We start from the raw sequence: 21724 nt of genomic DNA on the forward strand, positions 1-21724 counted from the left end.
CACTTACTTATAATTTTTAAGCCGCGTATTCTACCCACATCACGATCTCTTTACCACCGTACAACACTTTTCAAACTAAATGACCTCAATAATGCCGAACGAATCCGATCTACCTATCCTTTATTCTTTGCGCCGTTGCCCTTATGCAATGCGCGGACGAATGGGCATCGCACTATCACAGCAAAAAGTGTTACTTCGAGAAATCGTTACCAAAGACAAGCCTAGCGAACTATTGGCCAGTTCGCCAAAAGGAACAGTCCCTGTATTGGTGTTACCCAATGGACAAGTCATTGAACAGAGCTTGGATGTGATGAACTGGGCACTTCAACAAAACGATCCTCAAGATCTTCTACGTTCAAGCAATCCAGAGCTTAGCAAACAAGTTCAGCAGCTCATTAAAACCAACGACGAAGAATTTATTGGTCACTTAGAAAAGTATCGTGCATCGGTTCGTTACCGAAACATCGATGTTGAACAACGCCGACAAGCCTGCGAAACCTTCATTAGTCAGTTAGAAGCGCGACTCACCGATCAGCCCTACTTTTTTGGAGAAACCCCAAGCTTGGCCGATTTTGCGGTGATGCCTTTTGTCAGCCAGTTTGTGCGAGTCGAAAAGAAGTGGTTTGTAAAATCGGAATATCAAAACGTAGGACGTTGGTTAAGAGCGCACCTTGAAAGTAAGCTCTACACCCAAGTAATGAAGCAATACCCTCTGTGGAATGAAACCAAGCAAGATTGTCTTTTTGGGTGACTTAAGGGAATTTTGGGTGACTTAAGGGAATTTTGGGTGACTTAAGGGTATCTGGGATAATCTAGGGGAATTCTGGATAAGATAAAGCGTGGGTATCAAGGTAATTACGTGACACTGTATCTTCTTTGTAATTAACAGATATTCAAAGGCTTAGCTGGAAGACAGAGTCTAAGTTAAGCCTTTTGTTCATTTTTAACTGATCACTGAATCGCTATCGAAATCTCGACTTCAGTTTCACCTTTGTAGAGTTCAAAATCTGTCGTGTAAGTTCTCACATGTGGGCAGTCTGCAGCGTTGAAATACGCCCATACTTCACCCCATAGATCGATCACAGCTTGTGGTAATTCACCTTGAGCAGAAAACGTTAAGTATTTGCCTGCTTTTATTTCGGTTTCTACAAGTGTATCTAAATTCTGATCCGTAAGTGCATTAGTACAAGCGATGACATCAAATTCCCCCGTAAAGTCAGACTCGTAGTTAGTGTAAACGCCATACACTTTTGAATCAGGGGTTAATTTCGGAAATGCTTGGTCAAAAAAGCCCTGCCACAATTGGCCTATCTTGGCTGTTGCTGGGTCCATCTCATCGGTATTGGTGGTTCTTACTGAAAAACCATACGCCTTCACGGCTTCAATCATTTCTACTTTCATTCGTTTTATTCCTAAGCCAATCGACGCGTAACTCTACTAAATTTTTAAATAATCTTAACTAATCTTGTATCTCTTTATGACCACACTTTTCACACACAAGGTGACGAGAAAACTCATCCATTGACGCGATAAACGGACCGAGGAACCAACCTTTTATCACTCCTGCCCAAAACTCACTTCGCTTTTGGTTAGGTTTGTCTGCAAACGCACTCTTCTTGCGAACCAATATAACGACATGCTGTGTCTCTTCTCGGCACGCCTTGCAATAGCGTTGCTCTATCGTGTTATTCATTTGACAACCTATGACGCTTTAAATGAAACATGCTGAAAGTGAGGGTTGTCGACACAAACATCTAGTGTCGCTATTTGAGTTAATACGACAAGTTGTTGTTCGCCTTGAATACTGACTTTAATGCACTCTTCACGGCTGTCATTGCGCTGGGTATCTAACCCGACACATTCAATCTGCTCGCCAGACTTCAGCGTTAATTTGATTGGGTATCGGTGCATACACACAATCTCAATATAATCGTAATCGTTGCAACTAATCATAATACCCCTCCAATTCATCCACCACGCTAATGCGACACGCCATACTATGCAACATGCATATAATCAATCGTTTACCTAAATCACATTGATGGTCGTCCGTAACTTAACCTACTTTCGAATTCGGTTTAATCAAGCTTTCTCATTCACGTTTCTTCGACTCACACCTGATTATTCTTTCATTGTTAAATAATAATCGAGAACAAAACAATGAAAAACATCAACCATTTACACGTGTTAGCTTTCTTAGGTTTAGTCGCTTCAATGATGGCGTTTAATGCGAGTGCTGCCTCAGAAGTCGATGCGAGTCACTTCGCCAATGGCAAAACCAAATATCGACAGCTTTGTCAGGTGTGTCATGGCGACAAAGGTCACGGAGACGGGCCTACTGCCGCTTCATTACCACACAAGCCCGCTAACATTGCGAATAAACTGAGCGGCTTTTTTGCCAGTCCAAGTTCTTTAGCAGATGACATTTTAGAAGGCGATGTAGAGCAAGGCATGCCAGCGTGGCAAGGTGTGATCACCAAGCAAGATGCTCTGGATATTCTGACGTACGTAGAGCTAATCCAATAGTAAACGCTGTTCCAATCGCCTTTTGAACAGATATCTCGGTTAATACTCCCCGTTCTATTGCGCTATCTATTTGTTTGATTACACTCAATTTAATGGATAGTGAATAATACGGAATGTTATGACCTTTAAACCCCTAGCACTAAGTAGCCTGATACTTGTTTCTACGACGACACACGCCGTCAGCTTTATCGATGAAATTGATGGCCAACTCGATATGGGAGAATACCTCGCAGAAAATGCCTACGGTTTTCTTCCTGTTCCAATTCTCATTACAGAGCCTGCGGTAGGATACGGTGGCGGCTTCACCGGCATCTTCATGCACGAATCTGAAGAGCAAAAAAACACGCGTAAACAACTCGCCGAAAAATCCATCGATGGCGGCGCGCAACTTCTCACCCCTGCAATCACTGCGGTTGGCGGCTTTGCGACAGAGAATGGCACTTGGATGGCGTTTGTTGGTCACAAGCGCAGCTGGAAGGAAGATTCTATACGCTACCTTGGTGGCTTGGGTTATGGCGATATCAACATGACCTTCTATCGACAAAGCTCTCCGAACGCCTTGTCTCCACTTGATCCAAACGAAGGTGTGGAACTAGGGCTAAAAGGCATGGGCGGAATACAGAAACTCCAATTTAGAGTGCCCGACACCCAATGGTTACTTGGGTTTTCTCAACAGTTCTTCGCACCAACACTCTCACTTAATAATCATCCTAAAGCGCAAGAAATCTTAAACAACATTGGCAACACGTCACCGACCTCTTCCGGTTTAGGTTTGATCGCCGAATACGACAGCAAGAATAGCTTCTTGAATCCAACGCAAGGCTACAACTATGTCGCAGAATACCTTTGGTTTGGCGATGCAATTGGTAGTGACTACACCTATCAAACGTTTAACTTGGAAGGGCTGAATTATTGGGAGTTAAACAAGGAGTGGAACCTAGCGTTGCGAGGACAGTACAAATCATTGTCGACCAATGAACGCGTGCTTTCCCCTCAATATTACCCAGACATTGAACTCAGAGGTATCGCCCGTAATCGCTATCAAGGTGAACACACGGTCGCGGCAGAAGTTCAAGTAAGCAAACAATGGACACCACGTTGGTCAACTGCGGTGTTTACGGGGATTGGCTATGCGGGTGACAGCGATAAAGACATGTTTGATCAAAGCTCGCACGCGGCTTACGGCGTCGGTTTCCGTTACCTTATCGCAAGACGCTATGGTTTGATTTCAGGGATTGATATTGCGTTCAGTGAAGAAGATACCGCCCTCTACTTCCAAGTCGGTGCGGGTATCTAATTCATTACGCTGTGCTTACCCGATCAACTAAAGCAGTAGCAGGAGACAAAGCGCTCTGGGAACAGTAATTACTTGAGTGCTTTCCAGTATTGGTAAAGCCCATCGATATCTGAAGAACACATCAACGACATCGCGCCTTTGATCTGTTCTTCGCTCCACTCCCACCATTTCATTTCTAGCAACTGAGCGATTTCAGTCTCATTGAAACGAAAACGGATGTGACGCGCAGGGTTTGAACCCACAATCGAGTATGGCGCGACATCTTTAGTCACAACCGCTCGACTTGCGATGATGGCTCCGTCACCAACCTTAACACCACTCATGATCATGGCTTCTGTACAAATCCACACATCGTTACCAATCACGGTATCACCAGAGCGTTCAAAGCCGTCTATCGCACCTTCAAACTTCTCATCGTCTTGATAGAAGAACGGGAAGGTACTCACCCACTGGTTTTGGTGGCCTTGGTTGCCCGCCATCATAAACACGGCGCCAGAACCAATCGAGCAGTAGCTGCCAATGATCAGCTTATCGATGTCGGTTCTATCCGGTAATAGGTAACGCGCACAGTCATCAAAGCTGTGGTTATGGTAGTAACCCGAGTAATAGCTGTGCTCGCCCACGATGATGTTTGGGTTGGTCACTTGTTCTTTGAGTGACTTTCCAACAAACGGGCTTTCAAAATAGTTTTTCATGTTTGTACTCTTAGTTTCATTCTTTTAGTTAGGTACTTTTGTGCGTGTTTATGGTTGTAACTGGTTTATCTGAGTGTAAAGGCCAACGCGCCCTATCGACCGCCTGCAATATCAATAAACGAGCCGGTTACATACGACGCTTCGTCTGACAATAACCATGCGATAGAGTTAGCGACTTCTTCTGGTGTTCCGCCTCGTTGTAACGGTAACTGCGAAGCTAGTCTGTCTACGCGATCTGGCTCTCCGCCGTCTGCGTGCATCTCAGTATAAATACAACCTGGCCTTACGCCATTCACTCGGATATTGCGTGAAGCCAATTCAAGCGATAAGCCTTTGGTGAGTGAGTCCATCGCACCTTTTGATGCTGCGTAATCCACATATTCAAACGGTGCGCCTGTGCGAGAAGCGGCAGACGATACATTCACAATCGAACCCGCACCGTCCGCTTGTTTGATAAAGGCTTTGCTGCACAGAAAGCAGCTTGATACGTTGGATTTCATCACCTTTTCAAAGCGATCCAATTCAATATCAACCAATGGTGACTGGGTAAACAAGATGCCGGCATTATTGACCAAGTGCGTCACTGGGCCCAGCTTGTTACGAGCAATCTCAAATAAGGATTTCACGTCCGATTCAACAGACACATCCGCACGCACGCTTATGGCGGTTCCGCCTTGTTCACGAATCTCGTTCACTAGATCTTCAGCTCGCGACTCATTGTGTATGAAGTTAACGCATACAGCATAGCCTTTACTGGCCAACAATTTAGACGTCGCTGCGCCAATGCCTCGGCTTCCGCCGGTTACAATCACTACCTTGTTCAATGAAAACTCCTAATGTTTACTTTTTCTGTGCAACCTGATTGTTCGATACAAACTGATCGTATCGACACAAACTAATTGTTCGACACAACCTGAACCCATTGCGATCGCCACGCTGGCGCTTCGAATGGGTCTGGCCAAAACTCAGTTTGCTTTTGAATTAAACCATCAACGACCGTCTGAAAGGTGATCACTCGGTCTTTCAATACACTGTCTGTAACCGAAACGTCCGTTACTACCGTATCACCTTCACAGACAATCGAATTGAGCGTGAACTCCCAAACACCATTGGCTGGGTATTCAGCATTGATTGCCGTGAAGTTGTCGCGCCCTACCGTCAATTCAGACGACTGAGGCCAATAGCCTTCAAAATCTTCGGCTAGCCATTCACTCGCCTTTGCAAAATCATTACTGCGCATTGCATCCCAAAATCCCAATACCACTTGTTTTGGTGTCATTATTCTTCCTTAAAGTCATTCAGGTGTGGTGGTTTTTAAACGTCTGCTTCGTTATGCGTACTTGCTAATGATCGTTAAAAGATCATCGACGCTGTTAGCAATGTAATCGGGTTTGGTTTGCCAATTTTCAGGCTCAGATCGGCTATAACCTGCGGCTACGGCAATCACTTTTGCGTTGTTACCCAGTGCGGCTTCAATATTGCGAGCAAACTGTGTGTCCGCTTCATGGTCACCGATGTACATCAAACAAAGCTCGTTAGTCTGATTAACGCCAAATATGTTCTCGACACATTTCACACCACCAAATGGATGGGGTTTTTGGTTGCCGTTCGAGACATCGTCATAGCCCACTACCGATTTAAACAAATCACCAATTCCATAACTGTCGAGCACACCACGAATATTCAATTGAGAGTTTTGAGAGCAGATCCCATGTGGAAGATGAGCAAACTGATTAACCACGGTTTCCATTCCTTCAAACAAGGCAACGGCTGTTTGGTTTTTTTCTTGATGCTCTGCCCACATTCCACCAGCGATCAACATTTCATCGTGTGATAAACCGTAATAGTCGACATATAAGGCTTGCCAGTTTTTAGCGCCGTGGTTGGCTTCATGATAAAGCGCTTCGCTGAGCAAATATTTAGGTAAGTTGTCGCCTGACAAGTGTGGCGCGACTAACGAGATAATGTCTTTTGTGATAGCGATATTCTTTGGGACGGAATTGACTAAGGTTCCATCGTAATCCCACAGGATGGCATCTAACTTCATACACTATCTCTTTGTTTCGATTAATAATTTGAATTTATCATTCATAAGCCTATTGAGGGAAATCTTATTGTCTTGAATTTCGAAATTTGTCGAATAGGAGCAAAGCTAGATAACAAACCGTTGTTCGCAAACAAAAACCAAACAGCCTTTGCTCACATCACTGCTTTATCAATTGCAATATATGCGTATAATCCCCGCTCCATTGCGCTATCGCCGTTAAAAATAGCGCCATTCAACATTTTTAATGAGTACCCAATGTCGAAACTATTTTTCAAAGGCCGTATCGAAACAAGACAGAACCACGTTCTTGCTGGCTACAACGTAAACCGCGATGTAAAAGCGGGTACTGAAGAATCTCCAATCGCTGTAATGGTTCAAACTGAAGCGCGCAAAGCAGAAGTTGAAGCACTAGCCGCTGAAAATTCTATCTTCGTTACTGTTACAGTCGACGCAGACAAAGAAGAGAACACCATCGAGCTTGATACTCTACTGAACAAGCCAAAAACGATGACGTTTGAAAAGACCCCTAATCGTAACGATCCATGTTCTTGCGGTAGCGGTAAGAAATACAAGAAGTGTTGCGCATAAGCGCTTTGAACTGAAGAATTTAAAAACGGACCGGTAGCAATATCGGTCCGTTTTTTTATATACTAAGGAAGCTTATTCAGCGTAAGACAAACAATTAAGCGTCAGACAAACTGAAGCCACTAAACTTGGCGAAATTAGGCGTCGCCTTACTGCCACTGAACGTATAAAGCATCACACCCTGTTCACTGCCTACTAACGAATCAAACGTGATCACTTCCTGCCATTGTTGTTTTTCTAACGGACGGAAATGAGCGCTGACTTTCCCGCCTTGCTTGACGAGCTTTACCGACACACTAGATTCACTAAACAACAGGCGTTCCTTGATCTGTGGCTGACCATTTTGTTCTACAACGAACACCAATGAACGCTCGCCCATGAACATCTCTTTGCTCACTTTAATGTAGTTGTCGTTATCCCAGTAAATACCTAAGCCAGCTTGTTCAAATGCACGGTTTGGATCTAATTGAACCGCCACTTCTGTGCTGTAATCCGAGCTAGATACTGGATGAACGAAGATATTATCAACATCAGCTGACCCCGCACCAAAGATATTGCCCTCTTGTACTTGCATCGTCAGCACGCCGTTGTCCAAAGACCAATGTTCCGGATTTTCATTTCTGATTTGCCAGTTAACGAGGTTATTCATGTTATTAGTCCTTGCTGCTAGATCATGCGTTGACGGAGTTGATAAAACACATTGTCGAGTCCATCGGCATTTTGCTTTTGAATACGATTAAGCTCTCTTTGTACAGAATCGTACATAAGTTGGTTATCCATGTCTTTCAATGCCGCGTAGTAATGAATGCGACGTCCCAAGATAAAGTTACTCTGGTCATTCTCACTCATCATATTGAAACGATCTATTGTCGCTAAGAACTTCGCTTTATCCTGTGGCAACTGCCCGTTCAGTTCCATCAACAAATTAATACCGTGATAATTACCATAGTTGCCCGTCACGCTGTTTAGTTTACTGATCAGTTGATATTGTTCTTCAAGCATTTCACGTTCGCTAAGTGGCGTGAACTCTCCATTCTGCACCAGTTCATCCAATTCGGTTCCAGGCTTCACAGCAAGCGACAGAATGCGTATTTCATCTGGGTTGATTTGGTTAAGTAAGGCCGCCGTTTCTTCAACATGCTGCGCCGAATATTCTTTACCACCCAAACCAAGGATAATGAAGGTCATCATCTTCATACCCGCTTGCTTCGCGTACTCGGTCGATTTCAAAATAGACTTCGGCGTAATGCCTTTTTTCATCAGTTTCAGAACATCAATAGACCCCGACTCCATACCGCAATAAAGCATGTTGAGTCCTGCATCACAGATGGCTTTCATCTCTTCAGGCGACTTCTTAGTCATGCTTTGCGCTCGTCCATAAGAGCTGATCTGCTTTAACTCTGGAAAGGCTTGTTTGAGTGTATTCAACACATCCAGCAAGTCTTCGGTATCCATAGTGAATGAATCACCGTCTTGCAGAAAACAGGTCTCAAACTTACGGTTCTTATAGAACGCTTTCACCGCCCAAATGTCTTTCTTAATCTCTTCAACGGGACGAATTGCAAACTCCATCCCCTCAAACAATGTACAGAATTTACATTTGTTCCAAGGACAACCTTGGGTAGTGCGAATCAATAAGCTATCCGCTTCTGAAGGTGGACGAATAGGCCCTTGTTGGAACTGATACTGTGTCATTTGAATGCCCAATAATTAACTATTCGCATAGGCTACTGGAAGTTCATTCAATGAAAAACACGGTACAATTTGAATTATTATCAAATTAAAACGGATAATTGAAACAGAAATGAGTAAGTCATATCGCTTAAAGCAACGTGTTAGAGCGATTATCCGACTAGCTTTTCGTATAAGAAATCAATCAACACACGAACACGACGTGCTTTTTGTGTATTGCGATGGAAATACAAATAGAGCCCTACATTATCACTCCAACAATGTTCAAGAATCGGTACTAGCTCACCAGACTGAAACTCTTTCTCCACCATAGGCGTTAGTAAGCGACCTATCCCAAGCCCTTTTTTTGCCGCATCCACCATAATGTCCGTATCGTTCACCGTCATCGCCGTTTCTACGTTTACATGAACCGTATTTCCGTTATCCACCAGTGGCAATAAAGCGAGTTTGTTAGACGTGATGAATCGATATTGAATCAACTTGTGTTGTGACAGTTCTTCAATGCTTTGGGGTGCACCATGCATCTCTACATAACTCGGTGACGCAAACAGCGCTTCTTTTAACCTCGGAGTGATAGGCTTAGCTATCATTCCCTCTTCGACTTTGTCTCCAAAACGGATCCCCAAATCAATGCCGTTTTTCAATATATCAACGGTCGCATCAGAGATAGAGATCTCGAGTTGAATCTCAGGATAGCGTAAACAGAATTCCGCATAGATAGGCTCTATCCACTGTTTATAAGCAAAGCGCGGGACCGTGATCGATACATGACCAGATGGATTACGGCTTAGATCTGCAACACTTTCCATTGCGGTACTCAAATCACTGATCGCATCCACCGTTCTTGTGTACAACGTTCTACCAGCTTCTGTCAGTTCAACTCTTCTTGTTGTGCGAATAAACAAAGGCAATCCAAGTTCGCTTTCAAGCGCCTTAAGAGACTGACTCACCGACGGTGGTGCGACTCCAAGCTGCCTTGCTGCACCAGAGATTGAGCCTTCACTCACAATCGCATGGAACATCGTCAGTTGATTGTATGTTGCACCTTTCATTGCTTCTTACCCATCATTTCAATCGCTACTTTCACTTGTCACAGTATTATTAGCTTCAGCCTAATAATTATTTAAGGATTAGTCATCTAAAACTAACAAAAGAATGAGCTTATGATTACTCCATCAATTAAGCGAACGAGACAGTCATCATGAGTAAAACCCTTGTTATTTCAGGTCACCCTAACCTTGCCGAGTCATACACGAATACGCTAATCATCGACACTTTAGAAACACAGATGGAAGACATTTCAATTCGACGCTTGGATACACTTTACCCAGACTACAAAATTGATGTTGAAGCAGAACAAGCAGCATTGATTGAAGCGGATGTGATCGTGTTGCAGTTCCCGTTCTACTGGTACTCTGCGCCAGCATTACTAAAGAAATGGTTAGACGATGTGATGACCTTTAACTTTGCGTACGGGCCAGAAGGTAACAAACTCAAAGGGAAAGATCTGTTCCTCTCTTTCACCATCGGCGGACCAAAAGAGTCCTACGATCCACTGAGCTATAACCACTTTACGATTGAACAGCTTATGTTTCCCCTACAGCAGACGGCGTATCTTGCGGGCATGAACTACCGCCCACCGGTATACACTCACGGTATGGTTTACATCCCTAACGTATATAACAAGTTAGAAGACGTACAAGCCAGAGCTAAACAACATGCTTCGCGTCTAATGGATGAGGTTCGTAAGGTCACTCATTCCGACGAGGAACTTGTTCGTAAGTTCGTCACTAATTGGTTCGAGCAGTTAGACACACTGCCAGCAGAAGAATTGATATTTACTCAATCGTTGTCATCTGACGTTGTATTCAATATGCCTGAAGGACAATTTGTTGGTCACGCTGGGTTTAAAGATTGGTATTCAATCGCTCGATCTACTTTCAAACCAAACTGTTCTCATGGTATCGAACAACTGGAGATCAAGCCTATTGGTTCGCAGTATCAAGTTAGCCTGCATGTTCGACTAAAAGCAGACACCTTCCCTGATTCTTCAATGAAAGGAGAGTCTATTGAATTGGTGGTTAACGAAACTTGGTTGGTCTCTGTCGATGATACTAACAACGTCAAAATTCATGAATATGAAGTGGTTGCATTGTCGTAGCTTTAAGAAGCCAAAAACCTAATAAAGCGATGAGGAGAGCAAATTCGTTTCAACTGCTCTCCTCACCTTTGGATCTTTGCGTATTAGTCTAAGTACCTAACTACTTATCTACGTAGCTACTTAGCTGGCAACTTAGTGATCAAGCTATTTAGCTTTAGCTTTCTTTTTCGCCACTGTCGCTTCTGATAGCTTGCTTAGTACACCCGATACTTTCTTAACGACCTCGTCACAGCCATTGATCGCGTGACGCTCTACCAAGTAATTAGGATCGTTGTAAGACAACCATACTTTCTTGTTAGAGTCTTCAGTGACTAACACCTTCTGCGGTAAATCTATCGCGACTTCTTGAGCACATTGCATTAATGGCGTCCCTACTTTCGGGTTACCAAAGATGATGACTTCCGTTGGTCTCAATTCAAGATCGACCTTACTCGCGTTTTTCTGATGGTCGATTCTCGCAAACAAGGTCAAACCTTTGCTCTTGGCGATTTCTTCAAAGCGGTCAGCGGTCTCTTTCACTGAGTAATTACTTTGGTATTTAATCAAACCATCAGAAGCCGCAGCTGAAAATGATGCCGAGAGTAAAATGGCGCATAGTGGTAGTAATTTTTTCATCGTCACCTCAGAGATTTAACCTAGTCAAACTTACATTCATAGCGCCACTTCTAAAATCAGCGACGTAACCCATGTCAGTATAGACGCGATTCCATTCTCAGTTTGCAGAGAGGATCACTTTTCTAATGCGTCTTATTATCATCAGTTTAGGTTAACTCGACGCTAACCATTGGCTTTGAAGCTTGAATGTTTGGTCATCAAAATCAATAGTGCCTTGCACACCTAGTGGCGTGACTAGCATGGGATGGGTGTGGCAACTGTCGAAACCATACAGGATCGGGACATTTTTACCGTTCAACACTTCAAGAAGTACATCGAGTGGTGTTCGCCCTGTCCCTTTGTCATCAAACAGCTCATGTTTGCCGAGTACAATAGCGCCTACTTTATCGAATACTCCGCAAGCCAATAAGTGCGCGAATGAACGCTCGACCGCTTCAATGCCTTTTAGTGAATCTTCGATAAGCAAGATGTCGCCAGACTGAATTTCTGGCATGTATTCGCTGCCCCAAATCCCGGCCATTGTACTCAAGTTGCCACCAATCACGCGACCGCTTACTTGACCTCTTCCCATGAAGTGCCATTCGTTATCGTAAACTGGCTTTGCCGAATCTTGAGTTTCCCAATCGTGTTTAATGTCCGTCCAACTCTCAGGCATCGTGTACTGATGTTGGCTTGAATTCGAACATAAGATGTCAGTAAACGATTGGAAGGTTTCGTCGACTAACGGCGGGAACTCACCAAATGACGCGACGAGAGCCGGGCCATAGAAAGTCACCAATCCAGTTTTGGCGTAGATGCCTAACAGTAATGCGGTGGCATCTGAATAGCCGACGATGATCTTAGGGTCGTTTCTAAGGGCATCATAATCGATGTATGGCAACAGTGAGTTACTGTTGTTACCACCAATGGTCGACATAATGCAGCGCACGTCAGGATCTCGAATGAGCTGATTGAGTTCTTCGGCTCGCGCTTGAATCGAACCAGAACGATACCCTTCTGACTCTCCAGTTAACGAACCTTCAACTAGCATGAAGCCCTGCTTTTCCAAATAACGTTTAGCACGATCAAATCGATTAGGTGCAAAGACCGTTGCGGGCGATGACGGTGAGAAAAATCCGATTTTGTCACCGATATTTAAAGCTTTTGGGTATATCACTCGTTTGTCCTCCATAACAAAGTGGGAATAATACGCCTGATTGAGACTCACTAATTATTAAAGCGAACAAGTTCTTTAAGCGAGTTGATTTCGGAATTAGAGCTCAAAAATTAAGGTTGAATCAAATTTTCATACCCAATTAATGCCACGATTTAGTCCCACATTTCTCACATTGGTACTCGTAATCACTGTCGACATAAAAACCGGGAACATTATGGTCACCTCTAAACAATAATGTCATCAGGTACTCCATCAACACGCCTAACTTCCATTGTTTCTTTTCAGATTCAGCGTCCGCTTTAGATTCAGTATCGGAAGCGTTAACAGCAAGGTGCGGGGTAAGTGCGTTGCACTGCTCACAGTGATAAGGGTGTTTAATATACTTATTATCAAGCATTTATATAAGCCAGCCAATATTTATAAAGTTGATGCATGCTAACAACTTATCACTCGGTTCTCTAACTTATTGTTGTCCACTAGAGTTTTATTAGAAAGAAATGAGACACAAGGTAAGTGCCATGTATCTTGAATCTACTTCAGTTGGCATTGCGGGTGTTCGATAACAGAAAAAGTTTAGTTAAGCGCTTTAATTAGAACCGAGTATTTCCACAGGTTTACGCCATCTTCTTCAAACTCGATACTTGCTTCTCCCCCCTCTTTATCAAGAGTAAAAACCGGCATATCACCGCTAGACTCACCATCTTCATAATCGCATGACATTTTGGCCTCTAATAGAATAGCGTTAGCTTCATGCTTAGAAAGAACACCCGAATAAATGCATTCTTCAGTTTGAGATGAGACTTCCTGCCCGAAAGAGTGGAACTTAAAGGTTGGAAAGTTGAGTTTTGATTCAGAATCCTCGACAGTGACTGACACTTGGTAATCGATAGCTTCAATATTGTTATCGGTTGCAAATACACAACCGGAAACGCCAAGTAACAATACAGCTAAGGCAGTGGTTTTCATGTGGTTCTTATTCCTTCAACAATGAGCTTGCTACTCTTGAGTAACATTATGAATTCACAAGTTTAATTTAAACGTTGTTAGGTTGAAACTTGTTTGCCATTCCTTGGCAAGATGGTTAACTTTTACTTTAATAGCCCTTTGTCCGCAGCACCTTCAAGCTGCACTTCTAGCTCTTTCCAGAGAGCACGACTGCCTTTAGAAATACGCTCGCCATTGAAGGTTAGTACTTTGTCTTTTGATATGTTGTGCTTCTTCCAGCTATGGCCACCACCATGGATGTTATGAAGCAAAGGCGGCACTCTATCGATCGCCTTACCAAATCTAGCTTCCGGTGACTCACCCGCTTCGAACTCAAGCCATAAATCCAAATACTCGCTTCTTAAATGGCTCGGCAATGCTTTCAGCAAGCGCTCGACACAGTTTCTCTCTTTGAGCTTGTTTTCTTCGGTTTCACTGGCATAAATGATGGTGTCTCCGGCATCGATCTCCCCAAGATCATGAATCAGCAACATCTTCATCACTCGCGTAATATCGATTTCTTCATTGGCATAGTCTTTCAACATAAGTGCGCTCAAACAGACGTGCCAACTGTGCTCTGCCGAGTTTTCATATCGCTCCAATCCAACTGGTTTTGTTTGTCGATGAACATCCTTTAATTGTTCAATTTCGACCATGAATTGGAGAATGCCTTTGATTTCTTCCACGATGACCTTCCTTAACTTAAGTTGATGATTTAGCGGTGCGGAGGGTTAACTTAGCGACAAAGAAGCGTTAGTCCCAATGAACCGACATTTTGTAATACGCAACGCCCGATTTTTCAAATTCAGAGCCTTCTACAGCCATCCCAAACTTTTGATAAAATCCTAAAGCCGTTGTACGCGCATCGCACCAAAAGTATTGGATGTTTAAATCTTTGAGGTTAGAGATTGCATGATCAACCACGTTTGAACCGATTCCCTGCCCTTGGAATTCAGGCAGCGTTGCAAACTTTCTCAGCCTCGCTTCATGGCCTTGGATATAGATAGACGCGACACAAACCAGCTGTTCACCAATAAACGCGCCGTAATGCGTTGCTTGTTCGTCATCTGGCACCATACAAAACGACATCGGTTTATCAGGCCAAAGCACTTGATGCCTAACCGGAAGTACCTCCGTCGCTGAAAGCTGTTTTATTTCCATATTCTCGGTTTAGCTCCGGACTTGATGACCCTTGTTGTAATTGCAGCGCTTGTGGTTGCCATGATTGTTATTACTAAGCTTATTATTACTAAACTTGGTAAGTCATTAAGTGATAACGCTCTAATCCCTCTCCTTTTGTTGATGAGATAACAAAGCCTTGCGACTGATAAAAGCCAATGGCGTTTTCATTAGCAGTCAAACACTTCAAAGTCAGATCAGAGTAATGTTGTTTGCAGGTATTGAGTAAAGCAGAGCCTGCCCCAGAACGTAGCATTCGCGGGCAAACATAGAGATGATGGATGAAGCTTTCAGGTTTCCAAATAGAGGCAAAACCTAAAACCTTATTGCCAGAAACGGCGACCCATATTTCTTCACCTTCTGTATCGAATTCGAAATCGGATAACTTAAAAGCGTCGGCATCAGCCCAATGAAAGGTGTCCTGTCTTGATTCTAGATAGAGCGCCTGTAAAGCGGTTAAATACTTGGGTTGATACCTTGTGACTTCCATGTCGCTCCTGCCAATCCGTATGACTAGAATTAAGGTTGTGGGCTAAGCTTTTCTACCTGTTAGCCATAGGATGTTCAGGGTTTAACTGAAGCAGATCCCACAAGTTACCGTAAAGATCTTCAAACACAGCAACGGTGCCGTAGCCTTGCTCTTTAGGCTCTCGGACAAAGTTAATGCCCAAAGACGTCATACGTTCGTAATCACGCCAGAAGTCATCGGTGTTTAAGAATAGGAATACGCGTCCACCAGCTTGGTTGCCGATGAAATCGTGTTGCTCTGGCTTGGAAGCTCTAGCAAGTAATAGGCTCACACCTGTTGAATTTGGTGGAGCAACAACAACCCAGCGCTTATCTTCTTCTGGTAGATACGTGTCTTCGATGAGATCAAACTTAAGCTTGTTTACATAGAAATCAAGCGCTTCATCGTAGTCTTTTACCACGAGTGCAATGTGGACAATATTCTGTTTCATAACATACCTTGTTGGGGTTTTAGCTGCGTGGAATGATGCCATGAAGCAGGGAAAGACACTAGGTGTCGCATCGTAAATCGTAGTATCTCGTCCTTCACAATCTAAAAGCTACGCATCACCTATAATTCCCAGAATCCGAGTTCGACGCCACCTTGAATAACAATGGCACACATGCCGTGACGTGGTAACTCCATTGGCGGCACCACAACTTCGGCGCCTAGTTTCTCGGCTGCAGTTACTGCAGACTGGATATCGTCAACCAGCGTGTAATGACGAACAGTTGGTTCTTCAGTTTCACGAAGCGGTGCTCGAATGCCAATTACCCCGCCATTAGATAGCTTTGCAGTGCGCGCCCCACCAAGGTTCACATCTGCACCACTGAACTTCACGTTGTAGAGCTGAGCGTATGTAGCACAAACAACATCGACTTCTGGGGTAACCACTTCAAGATATTGAACCTTCATCAAATTTCCTTCTCGTGTTCTTTAAAACTCTCAATCTGCATACAGCTGCGCAGGTATTTATCATCAACAATTAGTCGGTTTCATATTACTAAGCAATTTGACCACGCATGATAAATTGCGAGCCTGCTGCGCCACCTAAATACTGCTCACTGGTATCTTCGAAGCCGCCTTTCTTATAACAGTTGAATGCTGCCGGATTTTTGCAATTCACAGTTAAGTAAATCGACTGATACGCTGAGTAATTCGCTTTTAAATATGGGAACAAAGCTTTGACCGTGCCAGTTCCTAAACCTTTACCTTGCTGGTTTTTATCAAGCACAAAAGCTCTTAACCCAATGCTTCCTTCAGGGCAGAATTCGTAGTGCTCTGCGTAAGCGATATCCAGCTTAAAGAAACCAACAACTTCGTTATCAGACTTAATCACGTGCAAGTGCGTCGTTTCACTGCCGTCTAATAAAAACTCTGCAGCTGTACCAGCGAACTTAACCTGTTCATCGGCGAGTTGGATAGCCTGAACTGACGCCACATGGGATTCTTCAAGCCTTTCGATAGTTATCATTGTTGTTCCTTCTGTATAACACGCACGAAAAACCGACTAGAGCTCATCGCTAGTGTCTCGAGAACCGTAGTTTGGGAAGTTGATATTAAGAACGTTATCATCCTCAAGTGTGAATAGAACACTTCCATTCTCTACACCGGTTTCGTTCCTATCTGAGCATCCTAGAAACAGCTCCCAATCAAACGCATATTTAAGTCGGTATTGATTCGCATTGATGTGTAGAACGTCTTTGATTTTGATACTGTTCACCACATGTGCCATATCATCGATGTATGACAGATCAGGGATTAACTTTTCTTCGAAATCACTCTTATGCTCGGTTAAGAAATTGAGCAGTTCAGAACATAACTCGGAGCCATGAACCAATGGTTTAGACAGACTAGAAAACAACATTTCTAAATACTCCAAGGATTGTTTTGATATTGGGAAGATGCACGCAAATCTGTTACAAATTCAAGCTCAGCCAGCGCGAACCTTTAAGGCTAAACGTTACTATTATCCGAGCTATTAAACGAGTACATTCGAACTTCATCTCGAGGAAACCAGCCCAATTTTTCGTAAAACTGTTGAGCATTGATGTTGTCGTTATAGACAAACAAGTGGGTCTTCGGGATGCCTAACCCTGCAAGTGCGTTGACCGCCTCTGCGACAAGCTTACAACCTAACTTTTGCCCTCTGAAGTTGGCCGAAACAGCTAAGTGTTGTAAATACCCTCGACGCCCATCCGTTCCGACCAACACAGCGCCAATGATCTCGTTGCTATTTTCAGCCACAAAACTCAGACCGGGGTTACGATCTAAATAACTCCCAATACTTTCTTTCGAATCGGCATCGCGAATACTCATGCCTTCTGTCTGGCACCACAACGCGATCACTGAGTCGTAGTCTGAAATTGCCATTTCCCGAATGTTGACCACTCTACTCTCCTTGTATAAACGGGCGCTTAATACGCTATTTTTTGACGAGCGACTTGGTGAGAAACGATAGCGAGGAATCTACAGGGTAATTTTCTAACACCATCTGGCATTCATACCCTCGTTTCTCATAGAAAGGCTTCGCTTGGAAACTTAATGTATCGACCAATGACGACGTACAACCTTGAGACTTCGCATACTCTTCAATACGCTCAAGTAGCTCACTGCCGACTTGCTTTCCTCTCATCGAATCTTCGACCCAGAGAAACTTAATCAGTAACCAGTGTCCCCAAAGGTCAGCGATAATGCCACCGACTTTGTTGCCTTCCACAATCGCGTAGTACGCAACTTGAGACTTGAGGATCCCTTCCAGAAACGGTGTGTTGTGTTTGATTAACCCGCCTCGGACTTCATTAATGTCGTCATCGGAGGGCTCGATATCTAATTGGTAGTCCATTGACTTCCTATCTCTGGATTAACGGCTTATGTAACATGTTCGATGCACTTACTAGCAGATAGCTAAACCACTAAAGTGAGTTACTTATACAAGCTAAACTTCTTTGTAAACTCACGTAGAATCTCCGTGTCACCAAACAGGCATACACCAAGATACTCAAGGTCTTCTTCTTTGATTTCTTTGGTTCGTTGCTGCTGCTCAGCAGAACCACCTTCGATCATTGAGCTCGTAAAATCAGTAAATTTAATACCACGACTGAACGCTTCTTCGCGCACTTTTCTAAGCTTATTTGAGTTGTCTGCTTTCAGCACGATGAAAGGATAGTGAGATAAATTAGGGTGAACATTGCCATCCAAATCTTGATAATCAACGTAGCAAGCCTCTTCACTTTCTAATCGATTAGAGAGGCCAACGCTCAAGTGCCCTAGCACGTTCAATGTTCTTCCCAAATCCATCTTTTTGCTTAAAATCGCTATGAATCGTTTTTGGCTTTCGTCTGGTAAATTGCTCACTACATATCCTCATTCATTCTTAATTGCACTATTTGTATAACGCATTACTGGGGCGTGAGCAATGCAACCTTAGTACTCAGTTAATACGTTTAATCCATCCAATAATGCCGAGCAAAGACCAGTAATCGTTAAACCACAAGGTCATGACTTAATGAATATCTTGGCAGAACCTAAACAGATAACCGTCTGGAGTTTGAACGATGAACTGCTTCTGAGTCGCAATCGAATCACCACATTGATAAGACTTCGACTCTAACGCTAAGTAAATAGAATCAGCGGCGCTTTCGTTTACTTTCTGATAAAGAGGTTCGATGTCGATAACATCCCATTGAAAGTTAACGCCACGCCCTAAAGGTAGCTCCAGATCACCTGAAAGCCATTTTCGACTTTTGCCCGCAATCCCTTCAAGCATCACATCAACACCATCAAGCGTTAGATAAGCAAACTCCTCATCTGGCCGCTCGTATTTCACTTCAAACCCTAACACATCGACAAAAAAGGATTTGCTCACATTAATATCGAAACAATAAAGCTCCGGAACTACTCTTAACGTCATGACTTATCCTTTGTACGTGCACTTAGAAATATGGAAAAACTGTTCAGGATGCCCACTTATCAAAAACAGCTTCAATATTATGTCCGTCTGGGTCATGAATAAAACATGCGTAATAATTTTCGGTGTAATGTGGACGGGGCCCTGGAGCACCATTGTCTTTAGCTCCGGCCGACAGCGCAGCATCATAAAACTCATGGACTTGTTGTTGGTTGGCGACCCGAAAGGCAATGTGGAAACTCGTTAAAGGCCCCTCTACGTTCGAACTGCATATCTCAAATAAAAAGCCTTTTCCCAAATCAAACGCCCAGAACTTTCCTTTTTCTCCAAAGACGACTTTATACCCAAGTGGGCGAAACGCCTCTTCATAGAATGTTCGGCTTTTTTCTAAGTCACTTACGGAGACGGTCACGTGGTCAATCATATTCTTACCTTAAGATTCGATGAGCAGAAAGATTATCTCAACGCCCTTATTCTTTGAAGCAAAACCAAACATATCAACCCACTAAAACGTAAAGCCAAGGGCTCAACGTGTAGCACAAAGAAAGTAACCAACCGTCGTCAGGCTTCAATCGACTCGTCAATTTAGGTTGCTGTTGTATTGGATTCTGCCACGACAAAGTGTTCTAGCTTGAAGATGTGATGCTCAGGAATCCTTCTACCGACAGGGGTAAAGTACTCATCATTCAGGTCAGCCAATGTCTTGTTTTGTGTTAATGCAAAACCATTTTCAGACAACAATGTTTCGATCTCTTCAGCGTTGAAGAACGATACCCAAGGTTCACCTACCTTTGCGGATAAGTTTTTAATGGTGTCCGCTCGCTTCGTCGCCTTGGGATACCCTTTACCAAAACAAGCTTCAGGATCATTTTTTAGCGATTCATCGACATACGATATAAAGAAATTAGAACCAGAATGTTTCGTAAGCTCAGACAGCTCTTTAATGGTCGAGGCTGTCGCGTCTTTGCTTATGTATTGCGAAACACCTTCTAGGGTAATGATCGTGCGCTTCGATTGATCGAACCCCGCCGCTAAGAGCTGTTCGGTGAGTGACTGGCGATTAAAATCGACGCCGACATAGGTAACATTGCTCGCGTTAGGCAAATCTTTAGGCAGTTTAGAGCGTTTTCTAGTTTGGACTTCGAGCTGGTCCACTTCAAAAACCTTCAACGAAGATGGTAGCTCAAGGCGATGAGCTCTCAAGTCGTACCCAGCCCCTAAAATGATGTATTGCTCTGAACCACTCGCCGCATTCTTTTCGACAAGATCATCAATGAAGCGCGTGCGAGAGATTAGGTGCTCGTGGAAACCAGGTGCAAACTTTTGAGTTATCCAAACGCTAAGCTTATGCCCCATGAGTTTGATCAGACTTGCGCCTAAAACAAACTGTTCTGCATAAGGGTCGTTAATCACGCGCTGATTAGGTTTAGCCAAGGTTTCGATATAACGCTGTTTTGCCACACCTTGGGCAGTGCCGTCTTTTCTAAAAATCGAATCACTCATAAAGCCCCCTTCTATAAAAACTTACGCCGTATTATGTCATGGGAAACAAGACACCAACCTAAAACCGTAAATCTTGATGCATAAACTCAGACTTAGCTCCAAAGTACCAAAGGTTAAGCATCTTCTTTTTATTCTAGAGGGCTATTGCGAGACTTTCTTTATTGGCTGACACACTAACAACACGTAAACCAATACAAAACTAAGCACAATGGCACCTAAAGTGCTAAACCCAGCATAATTCATTGATATCGAAAATGAGAAAGGGGCAACAAAGAAGAGTGAATAGTAATAAGCAGTAAATGGCTTCAATACTTGAGCGCGTTGTTTACATGGTATGTGCTTGGAAGGATGCAACTTTGATTTCTCTTTAATAGAAACCGACGCCCCACAATTAGGACACTTGAACATCGAACATCTCCTTTGGTACCACCAAACCTACCGTCTCAATACTGCAAGGCGCAGTGAAAGTACCTTGTTAGTTGACTTAGTACGCTGCACCATTGATCTTACGAACTGGGATACTTGCAAGCACTTCATTTTCGGCCATTCTCATGTTCACGGCCAAAATATCTGCGGAGCATTTCTCTGTCGTTACATAGTGCGTTAAACATCCACATGACTTACAACGATGAAATTCGACTTCTTTATCGCCCCAGCAATAAAACTCAGTTTTCTCGCTCAAGTTGATCTGAACTTGCTCTGGAGAAAAATACGCCCAAGCGGCAGCATAACGACGGCAGATAGAACAATTACACTCCCCGACTTCATCTGGAAGCGAACTCAGTTCTAAACTCACGTTTCCACAGTGACACTTTAATTCCATTTGATTATTCCCTGTATTCGCATAGCAACGAACTAACAATTTG

The 21724-nt window shown here is 43.5% G+C and carries 33 protein-coding genes; 5 read left to right on the top strand and 28 right to left on the bottom strand.

Going from position 1 to position 21724, the window contains the following annotated elements:
• Positions 1-91 precede the first annotated feature (91 nt).
• Positions 92-751, top strand: a complete 660-nt coding sequence (locus IQQ51_RS13755) for a glutathione S-transferase (RefSeq protein WP_081322207.1) — start codon at positions 92-94, stop codon at positions 749-751.
• Between the two features lie 200 nt (positions 752-951).
• Here the strand turns inward: IQQ51_RS13755 and IQQ51_RS13760 are convergent, their stop codons facing one another.
• From IQQ51_RS13760 to IQQ51_RS13770, 3 genes are read right to left on the bottom strand one after another with little or no spacing between them, the layout of a single operon-like run.
• Positions 952-1401 carry a GyrI-like domain-containing protein gene (locus IQQ51_RS13760; RefSeq protein ID WP_193841355.1) on the bottom strand — a complete coding sequence of 150 codons (450 nt, stop codon included), beginning with the start codon at positions 1399-1401 and terminating at the stop codon, positions 952-954.
• A 58-nt stretch (positions 1402-1459) separates the two neighbouring features.
• Positions 1460-1693: a hypothetical protein gene (locus IQQ51_RS13765; protein ID WP_193841356.1), complete on the bottom strand. Its 234-nt coding sequence runs from the start codon at positions 1691-1693 to the stop codon at positions 1460-1462.
• A gap of 8 nt (positions 1694-1701) precedes the next feature.
• A complete protein-coding gene (locus IQQ51_RS13770; RefSeq protein ID WP_048611134.1) occupies positions 1702-1953 on the bottom strand; it encodes a Rho-binding antiterminator in 252 nt (83 codons plus the stop codon).
• A 207-nt stretch (positions 1954-2160) separates the two neighbouring features.
• On the opposite strand from IQQ51_RS13770, the gene IQQ51_RS13775 reads away from it, so the two are divergent.
• Both IQQ51_RS13775 and IQQ51_RS13780 read left to right on the top strand, forming a co-directional pair.
• Positions 2161-2526, top strand: coding sequence for a c-type cytochrome (locus IQQ51_RS13775; protein WP_052878388.1), 366 nt, complete (start codon positions 2161-2163; stop codon positions 2524-2526).
• A 118-nt stretch (positions 2527-2644) separates the two neighbouring features.
• The gene (locus tag IQQ51_RS13780; RefSeq protein ID WP_193841357.1) at positions 2645-3823 is read left to right on the top strand and encodes a BamA/TamA family outer membrane protein; all 1179 of its coding nucleotides are present in this window, start codon (positions 2645-2647) and stop codon (positions 3821-3823) included.
• A gap of 68 nt (positions 3824-3891) precedes the next feature.
• Here IQQ51_RS13780 and catB read toward each other — a convergent pair whose 3' ends face one another.
• From catB to IQQ51_RS13800, 4 genes are all read right to left on the bottom strand, one after another.
• Positions 3892-4518 (bottom strand): type B chloramphenicol O-acetyltransferase, encoded by a 627-nt coding sequence (catB, locus tag IQQ51_RS13785; protein ID WP_193841358.1) that lies wholly within the window; start codon positions 4516-4518, stop codon positions 3892-3894.
• A 92-nt stretch (positions 4519-4610) separates the two neighbouring features.
• Positions 4611-5342, bottom strand: a complete 732-nt coding sequence (locus IQQ51_RS13790) for a glucose 1-dehydrogenase (RefSeq protein WP_009846813.1) — start codon at positions 5340-5342, stop codon at positions 4611-4613.
• Between the two features lie 71 nt (positions 5343-5413).
• Positions 5414-5797, bottom strand: a complete 384-nt coding sequence (locus IQQ51_RS13795; RefSeq protein ID WP_193841359.1) for a nuclear transport factor 2 family protein — start codon at positions 5795-5797, stop codon at positions 5414-5416.
• A 51-nt stretch (positions 5798-5848) separates the two neighbouring features.
• A complete protein-coding gene (locus tag IQQ51_RS13800) occupies positions 5849-6565 on the bottom strand; it encodes an HAD family hydrolase (protein WP_193841360.1) in 717 nt (238 codons plus the stop codon).
• Positions 6566-6820: 255 nt separating this feature from the next.
• Between IQQ51_RS13800 and IQQ51_RS13805 the strand changes: the two genes are divergently transcribed.
• The gene (locus IQQ51_RS13805) at positions 6821-7153 is read left to right on the top strand and encodes a PBPRA1643 family SWIM/SEC-C metal-binding motif protein (protein WP_017063923.1); all 333 of its coding nucleotides are present in this window, start codon (positions 6821-6823) and stop codon (positions 7151-7153) included.
• A 94-nt stretch (positions 7154-7247) separates the two neighbouring features.
• Here the strand turns inward: IQQ51_RS13805 and IQQ51_RS13810 are convergent, their stop codons facing one another.
• The 3 genes from IQQ51_RS13810 to IQQ51_RS13820 form a co-directional block, all read right to left on the bottom strand.
• On the bottom strand, positions 7248-7799 hold the full coding sequence (locus IQQ51_RS13810) for a DUF1349 domain-containing protein (protein ID WP_193841361.1): 552 nt from the start codon (positions 7797-7799) through the stop codon (positions 7248-7250).
• A gap of 17 nt (positions 7800-7816) precedes the next feature.
• Positions 7817-8845, bottom strand: a complete 1029-nt coding sequence (locus tag IQQ51_RS13815) for a B12-binding domain-containing radical SAM protein (protein WP_193841362.1) — start codon at positions 8843-8845, stop codon at positions 7817-7819.
• A 149-nt stretch (positions 8846-8994) separates the two neighbouring features.
• Positions 8995-9894, bottom strand: coding sequence for a LysR family transcriptional regulator (locus IQQ51_RS13820; protein ID WP_050646671.1), 900 nt, complete (start codon positions 9892-9894; stop codon positions 8995-8997).
• 149 nt (positions 9895-10043) lie between these two features.
• Here IQQ51_RS13820 and IQQ51_RS13825 point away from each other — a divergent pair, with 149 nt between their 5' ends.
• Positions 10044-11003, top strand: coding sequence for an NAD(P)H-dependent oxidoreductase (locus IQQ51_RS13825; RefSeq protein ID WP_193841363.1), 960 nt, complete (start codon positions 10044-10046; stop codon positions 11001-11003).
• Positions 11004-11147: 144 nt separating this feature from the next.
• Here the strand turns inward: IQQ51_RS13825 and IQQ51_RS13830 are convergent, their stop codons facing one another.
• From IQQ51_RS13830 to IQQ51_RS13915, 18 genes are all read right to left on the bottom strand, one after another.
• Positions 11148-11618 carry a DUF302 domain-containing protein gene (locus tag IQQ51_RS13830; protein WP_048611159.1) on the bottom strand — a complete coding sequence of 157 codons (471 nt, stop codon included), beginning with the start codon at positions 11616-11618 and terminating at the stop codon, positions 11148-11150.
• A 151-nt stretch (positions 11619-11769) separates the two neighbouring features.
• On the bottom strand, positions 11770-12774 hold the full coding sequence (locus IQQ51_RS13835; RefSeq protein ID WP_193841364.1) for a S66 family peptidase: 1005 nt from the start codon (positions 12772-12774) through the stop codon (positions 11770-11772).
• 139 nt (positions 12775-12913) lie between these two features.
• On the bottom strand, positions 12914-13171 hold the full coding sequence (locus IQQ51_RS13840) for a hypothetical protein (protein ID WP_050634388.1): 258 nt from the start codon (positions 13169-13171) through the stop codon (positions 12914-12916).
• A 176-nt stretch (positions 13172-13347) separates the two neighbouring features.
• Positions 13348-13740 (bottom strand): hypothetical protein, encoded by a 393-nt coding sequence (locus tag IQQ51_RS13845; RefSeq protein WP_193841365.1) that lies wholly within the window; start codon positions 13738-13740, stop codon positions 13348-13350.
• A gap of 122 nt (positions 13741-13862) precedes the next feature.
• The gene (locus IQQ51_RS13850) at positions 13863-14444 is read right to left on the bottom strand and encodes an HD domain-containing protein (RefSeq protein ID WP_050653446.1); all 582 of its coding nucleotides are present in this window, start codon (positions 14442-14444) and stop codon (positions 13863-13865) included.
• A gap of 67 nt (positions 14445-14511) precedes the next feature.
• Positions 14512-14919 (bottom strand): GNAT family N-acetyltransferase, encoded by a 408-nt coding sequence (locus tag IQQ51_RS13855; RefSeq protein ID WP_050653445.1) that lies wholly within the window; start codon positions 14917-14919, stop codon positions 14512-14514.
• 88 nt (positions 14920-15007) lie between these two features.
• Positions 15008-15427 (bottom strand): GNAT family N-acetyltransferase, encoded by a 420-nt coding sequence (locus IQQ51_RS13860; protein ID WP_050653444.1) that lies wholly within the window; start codon positions 15425-15427, stop codon positions 15008-15010.
• A 52-nt stretch (positions 15428-15479) separates the two neighbouring features.
• Positions 15480-15896, bottom strand: coding sequence for a VOC family protein (locus IQQ51_RS13865; protein WP_009846821.1), 417 nt, complete (start codon positions 15894-15896; stop codon positions 15480-15482).
• Between the two features lie 119 nt (positions 15897-16015).
• Complete coding sequence (locus tag IQQ51_RS13870; protein WP_193841366.1) at positions 16016-16360, bottom strand: VOC family protein; 345 nt, start codon at positions 16358-16360, stop codon at positions 16016-16018.
• An 88-nt stretch (positions 16361-16448) separates the two neighbouring features.
• Positions 16449-16919 carry a GNAT family N-acetyltransferase gene (locus tag IQQ51_RS13875; RefSeq protein ID WP_193841367.1) on the bottom strand — a complete coding sequence of 157 codons (471 nt, stop codon included), beginning with the start codon at positions 16917-16919 and terminating at the stop codon, positions 16449-16451.
• A 36-nt stretch (positions 16920-16955) separates the two neighbouring features.
• Positions 16956-17312 (bottom strand): hypothetical protein, encoded by a 357-nt coding sequence (locus IQQ51_RS13880; protein WP_048615783.1) that lies wholly within the window; start codon positions 17310-17312, stop codon positions 16956-16958.
• 89 nt (positions 17313-17401) lie between these two features.
• Positions 17402-17836, bottom strand: coding sequence for a GNAT family N-acetyltransferase (locus IQQ51_RS13885; protein ID WP_050621394.1), 435 nt, complete (start codon positions 17834-17836; stop codon positions 17402-17404).
• A 34-nt stretch (positions 17837-17870) separates the two neighbouring features.
• Positions 17871-18290, bottom strand: coding sequence for a GNAT family N-acetyltransferase (locus IQQ51_RS13890; protein ID WP_193841368.1), 420 nt, complete (start codon positions 18288-18290; stop codon positions 17871-17873).
• 80 nt (positions 18291-18370) lie between these two features.
• Positions 18371-18802: a DUF2000 domain-containing protein gene (locus tag IQQ51_RS13895; protein WP_050648970.1), complete on the bottom strand. Its 432-nt coding sequence runs from the start codon at positions 18800-18802 to the stop codon at positions 18371-18373.
• Between the two features lie 148 nt (positions 18803-18950).
• On the bottom strand, positions 18951-19358 hold the full coding sequence (locus tag IQQ51_RS13900) for a bleomycin resistance protein (RefSeq protein ID WP_193841369.1): 408 nt from the start codon (positions 19356-19358) through the stop codon (positions 18951-18953).
• A gap of 43 nt (positions 19359-19401) precedes the next feature.
• Positions 19402-19779 carry a VOC family protein gene (locus IQQ51_RS13905; RefSeq protein WP_193841370.1) on the bottom strand — a complete coding sequence of 126 codons (378 nt, stop codon included), beginning with the start codon at positions 19777-19779 and terminating at the stop codon, positions 19402-19404.
• A gap of 161 nt (positions 19780-19940) precedes the next feature.
• On the bottom strand, positions 19941-20858 hold the full coding sequence (locus tag IQQ51_RS13910; RefSeq protein WP_193841371.1) for a class I SAM-dependent methyltransferase: 918 nt from the start codon (positions 20856-20858) through the stop codon (positions 19941-19943).
• A gap of 484 nt (positions 20859-21342) precedes the next feature.
• Positions 21343-21681 (bottom strand): GFA family protein, encoded by a 339-nt coding sequence (locus tag IQQ51_RS13915; RefSeq protein ID WP_048615768.1) that lies wholly within the window; start codon positions 21679-21681, stop codon positions 21343-21345.
• Positions 21682-21724 lie beyond the last annotated feature (43 nt).

This window comes from Vibrio sp. OPT18 (assembly GCF_015163615.1).
GTDB classification, from domain to species: domain Bacteria; phylum Pseudomonadota; class Gammaproteobacteria; order Enterobacterales; family Vibrionaceae; genus Vibrio; species Vibrio coralliirubri.

Excerpts from the sequence above, each read along its gene's own strand:
- IQQ51_RS13755 (WP_081322207.1), top strand. The coding sequence starts at position 92 with ATGCCGAACGAATCCGATCTACCTATCCTTTATTCTTTGCGCCGTTGC.
- IQQ51_RS13760 (WP_193841355.1), bottom strand. The coding sequence starts at position 1,401 with ATGAAAGTAGAAATGATTGAAGCCGTGAAGGCGTATGGTTTTTCAGTA.
- IQQ51_RS13765 (WP_193841356.1), bottom strand. The coding sequence starts at position 1,693 with ATGAATAACACGATAGAGCAACGCTATTGCAAGGCGTGCCGAGAAGAG.
- IQQ51_RS13770 (WP_048611134.1), bottom strand. The coding sequence starts at position 1,953 with ATGATTAGTTGCAACGATTACGATTATATTGAGATTGTGTGTATGCAC.
- IQQ51_RS13775 (WP_052878388.1), top strand. The coding sequence starts at position 2,161 with ATGAAAAACATCAACCATTTACACGTGTTAGCTTTCTTAGGTTTAGTC.
- IQQ51_RS13780 (WP_193841357.1), top strand. The coding sequence starts at position 2,645 with ATGACCTTTAAACCCCTAGCACTAAGTAGCCTGATACTTGTTTCTACG.
- catB (WP_193841358.1), bottom strand. The coding sequence starts at position 4,518 with ATGAAAAACTATTTTGAAAGCCCGTTTGTTGGAAAGTCACTCAAAGAA.
- IQQ51_RS13795 (WP_193841359.1), bottom strand. The coding sequence starts at position 5,797 with ATGACACCAAAACAAGTGGTATTGGGATTTTGGGATGCAATGCGCAGT.
- IQQ51_RS13800 (WP_193841360.1), bottom strand. The coding sequence starts at position 6,565 with ATGAAGTTAGATGCCATCCTGTGGGATTACGATGGAACCTTAGTCAAT.
- IQQ51_RS13805 (WP_017063923.1), top strand. The coding sequence starts at position 6,821 with ATGTCGAAACTATTTTTCAAAGGCCGTATCGAAACAAGACAGAACCAC.
- IQQ51_RS13810 (WP_193841361.1), bottom strand. The coding sequence starts at position 7,799 with ATGAATAACCTCGTTAACTGGCAAATCAGAAATGAAAATCCGGAACAT.
- IQQ51_RS13815 (WP_193841362.1), bottom strand. The coding sequence starts at position 8,845 with ATGACACAGTATCAGTTCCAACAAGGGCCTATTCGTCCACCTTCAGAA.
- IQQ51_RS13820 (WP_050646671.1), bottom strand. The coding sequence starts at position 9,894 with ATGAAAGGTGCAACATACAATCAACTGACGATGTTCCATGCGATTGTG.
- IQQ51_RS13825 (WP_193841363.1), top strand. The coding sequence starts at position 10,044 with ATGAGTAAAACCCTTGTTATTTCAGGTCACCCTAACCTTGCCGAGTCA.
- IQQ51_RS13830 (WP_048611159.1), bottom strand. The coding sequence starts at position 11,618 with ATGAAAAAATTACTACCACTATGCGCCATTTTACTCTCGGCATCATTT.
- IQQ51_RS13840 (WP_050634388.1), bottom strand. The coding sequence starts at position 13,171 with ATGCTTGATAATAAGTATATTAAACACCCTTATCACTGTGAGCAGTGC.
- IQQ51_RS13845 (WP_193841365.1), bottom strand. The coding sequence starts at position 13,740 with ATGAAAACCACTGCCTTAGCTGTATTGTTACTTGGCGTTTCCGGTTGT.
- IQQ51_RS13855 (WP_050653445.1), bottom strand. The coding sequence starts at position 14,919 with ATGGAAATAAAACAGCTTTCAGCGACGGAGGTACTTCCGGTTAGGCAT.
- IQQ51_RS13860 (WP_050653444.1), bottom strand. The coding sequence starts at position 15,427 with ATGGAAGTCACAAGGTATCAACCCAAGTATTTAACCGCTTTACAGGCG.
- IQQ51_RS13865 (WP_009846821.1), bottom strand. The coding sequence starts at position 15,896 with ATGAAACAGAATATTGTCCACATTGCACTCGTGGTAAAAGACTACGAT.
- IQQ51_RS13870 (WP_193841366.1), bottom strand. The coding sequence starts at position 16,360 with ATGAAGGTTCAATATCTTGAAGTGGTTACCCCAGAAGTCGATGTTGTT.
- IQQ51_RS13875 (WP_193841367.1), bottom strand. The coding sequence starts at position 16,919 with ATGATAACTATCGAAAGGCTTGAAGAATCCCATGTGGCGTCAGTTCAG.
- IQQ51_RS13880 (WP_048615783.1), bottom strand. The coding sequence starts at position 17,312 with ATGTTGTTTTCTAGTCTGTCTAAACCATTGGTTCATGGCTCCGAGTTA.
- IQQ51_RS13890 (WP_193841368.1), bottom strand. The coding sequence starts at position 18,290 with ATGGACTACCAATTAGATATCGAGCCCTCCGATGACGACATTAATGAA.
- IQQ51_RS13900 (WP_193841369.1), bottom strand. The coding sequence starts at position 19,358 with ATGACGTTAAGAGTAGTTCCGGAGCTTTATTGTTTCGATATTAATGTG.
- IQQ51_RS13905 (WP_193841370.1), bottom strand. The coding sequence starts at position 19,779 with ATGATTGACCACGTGACCGTCTCCGTAAGTGACTTAGAAAAAAGCCGA.
- IQQ51_RS13910 (WP_193841371.1), bottom strand. The coding sequence starts at position 20,858 with ATGAGTGATTCGATTTTTAGAAAAGACGGCACTGCCCAAGGTGTGGCA.
- IQQ51_RS13915 (WP_048615768.1), bottom strand. The coding sequence starts at position 21,681 with ATGGAATTAAAGTGTCACTGTGGAAACGTGAGTTTAGAACTGAGTTCG.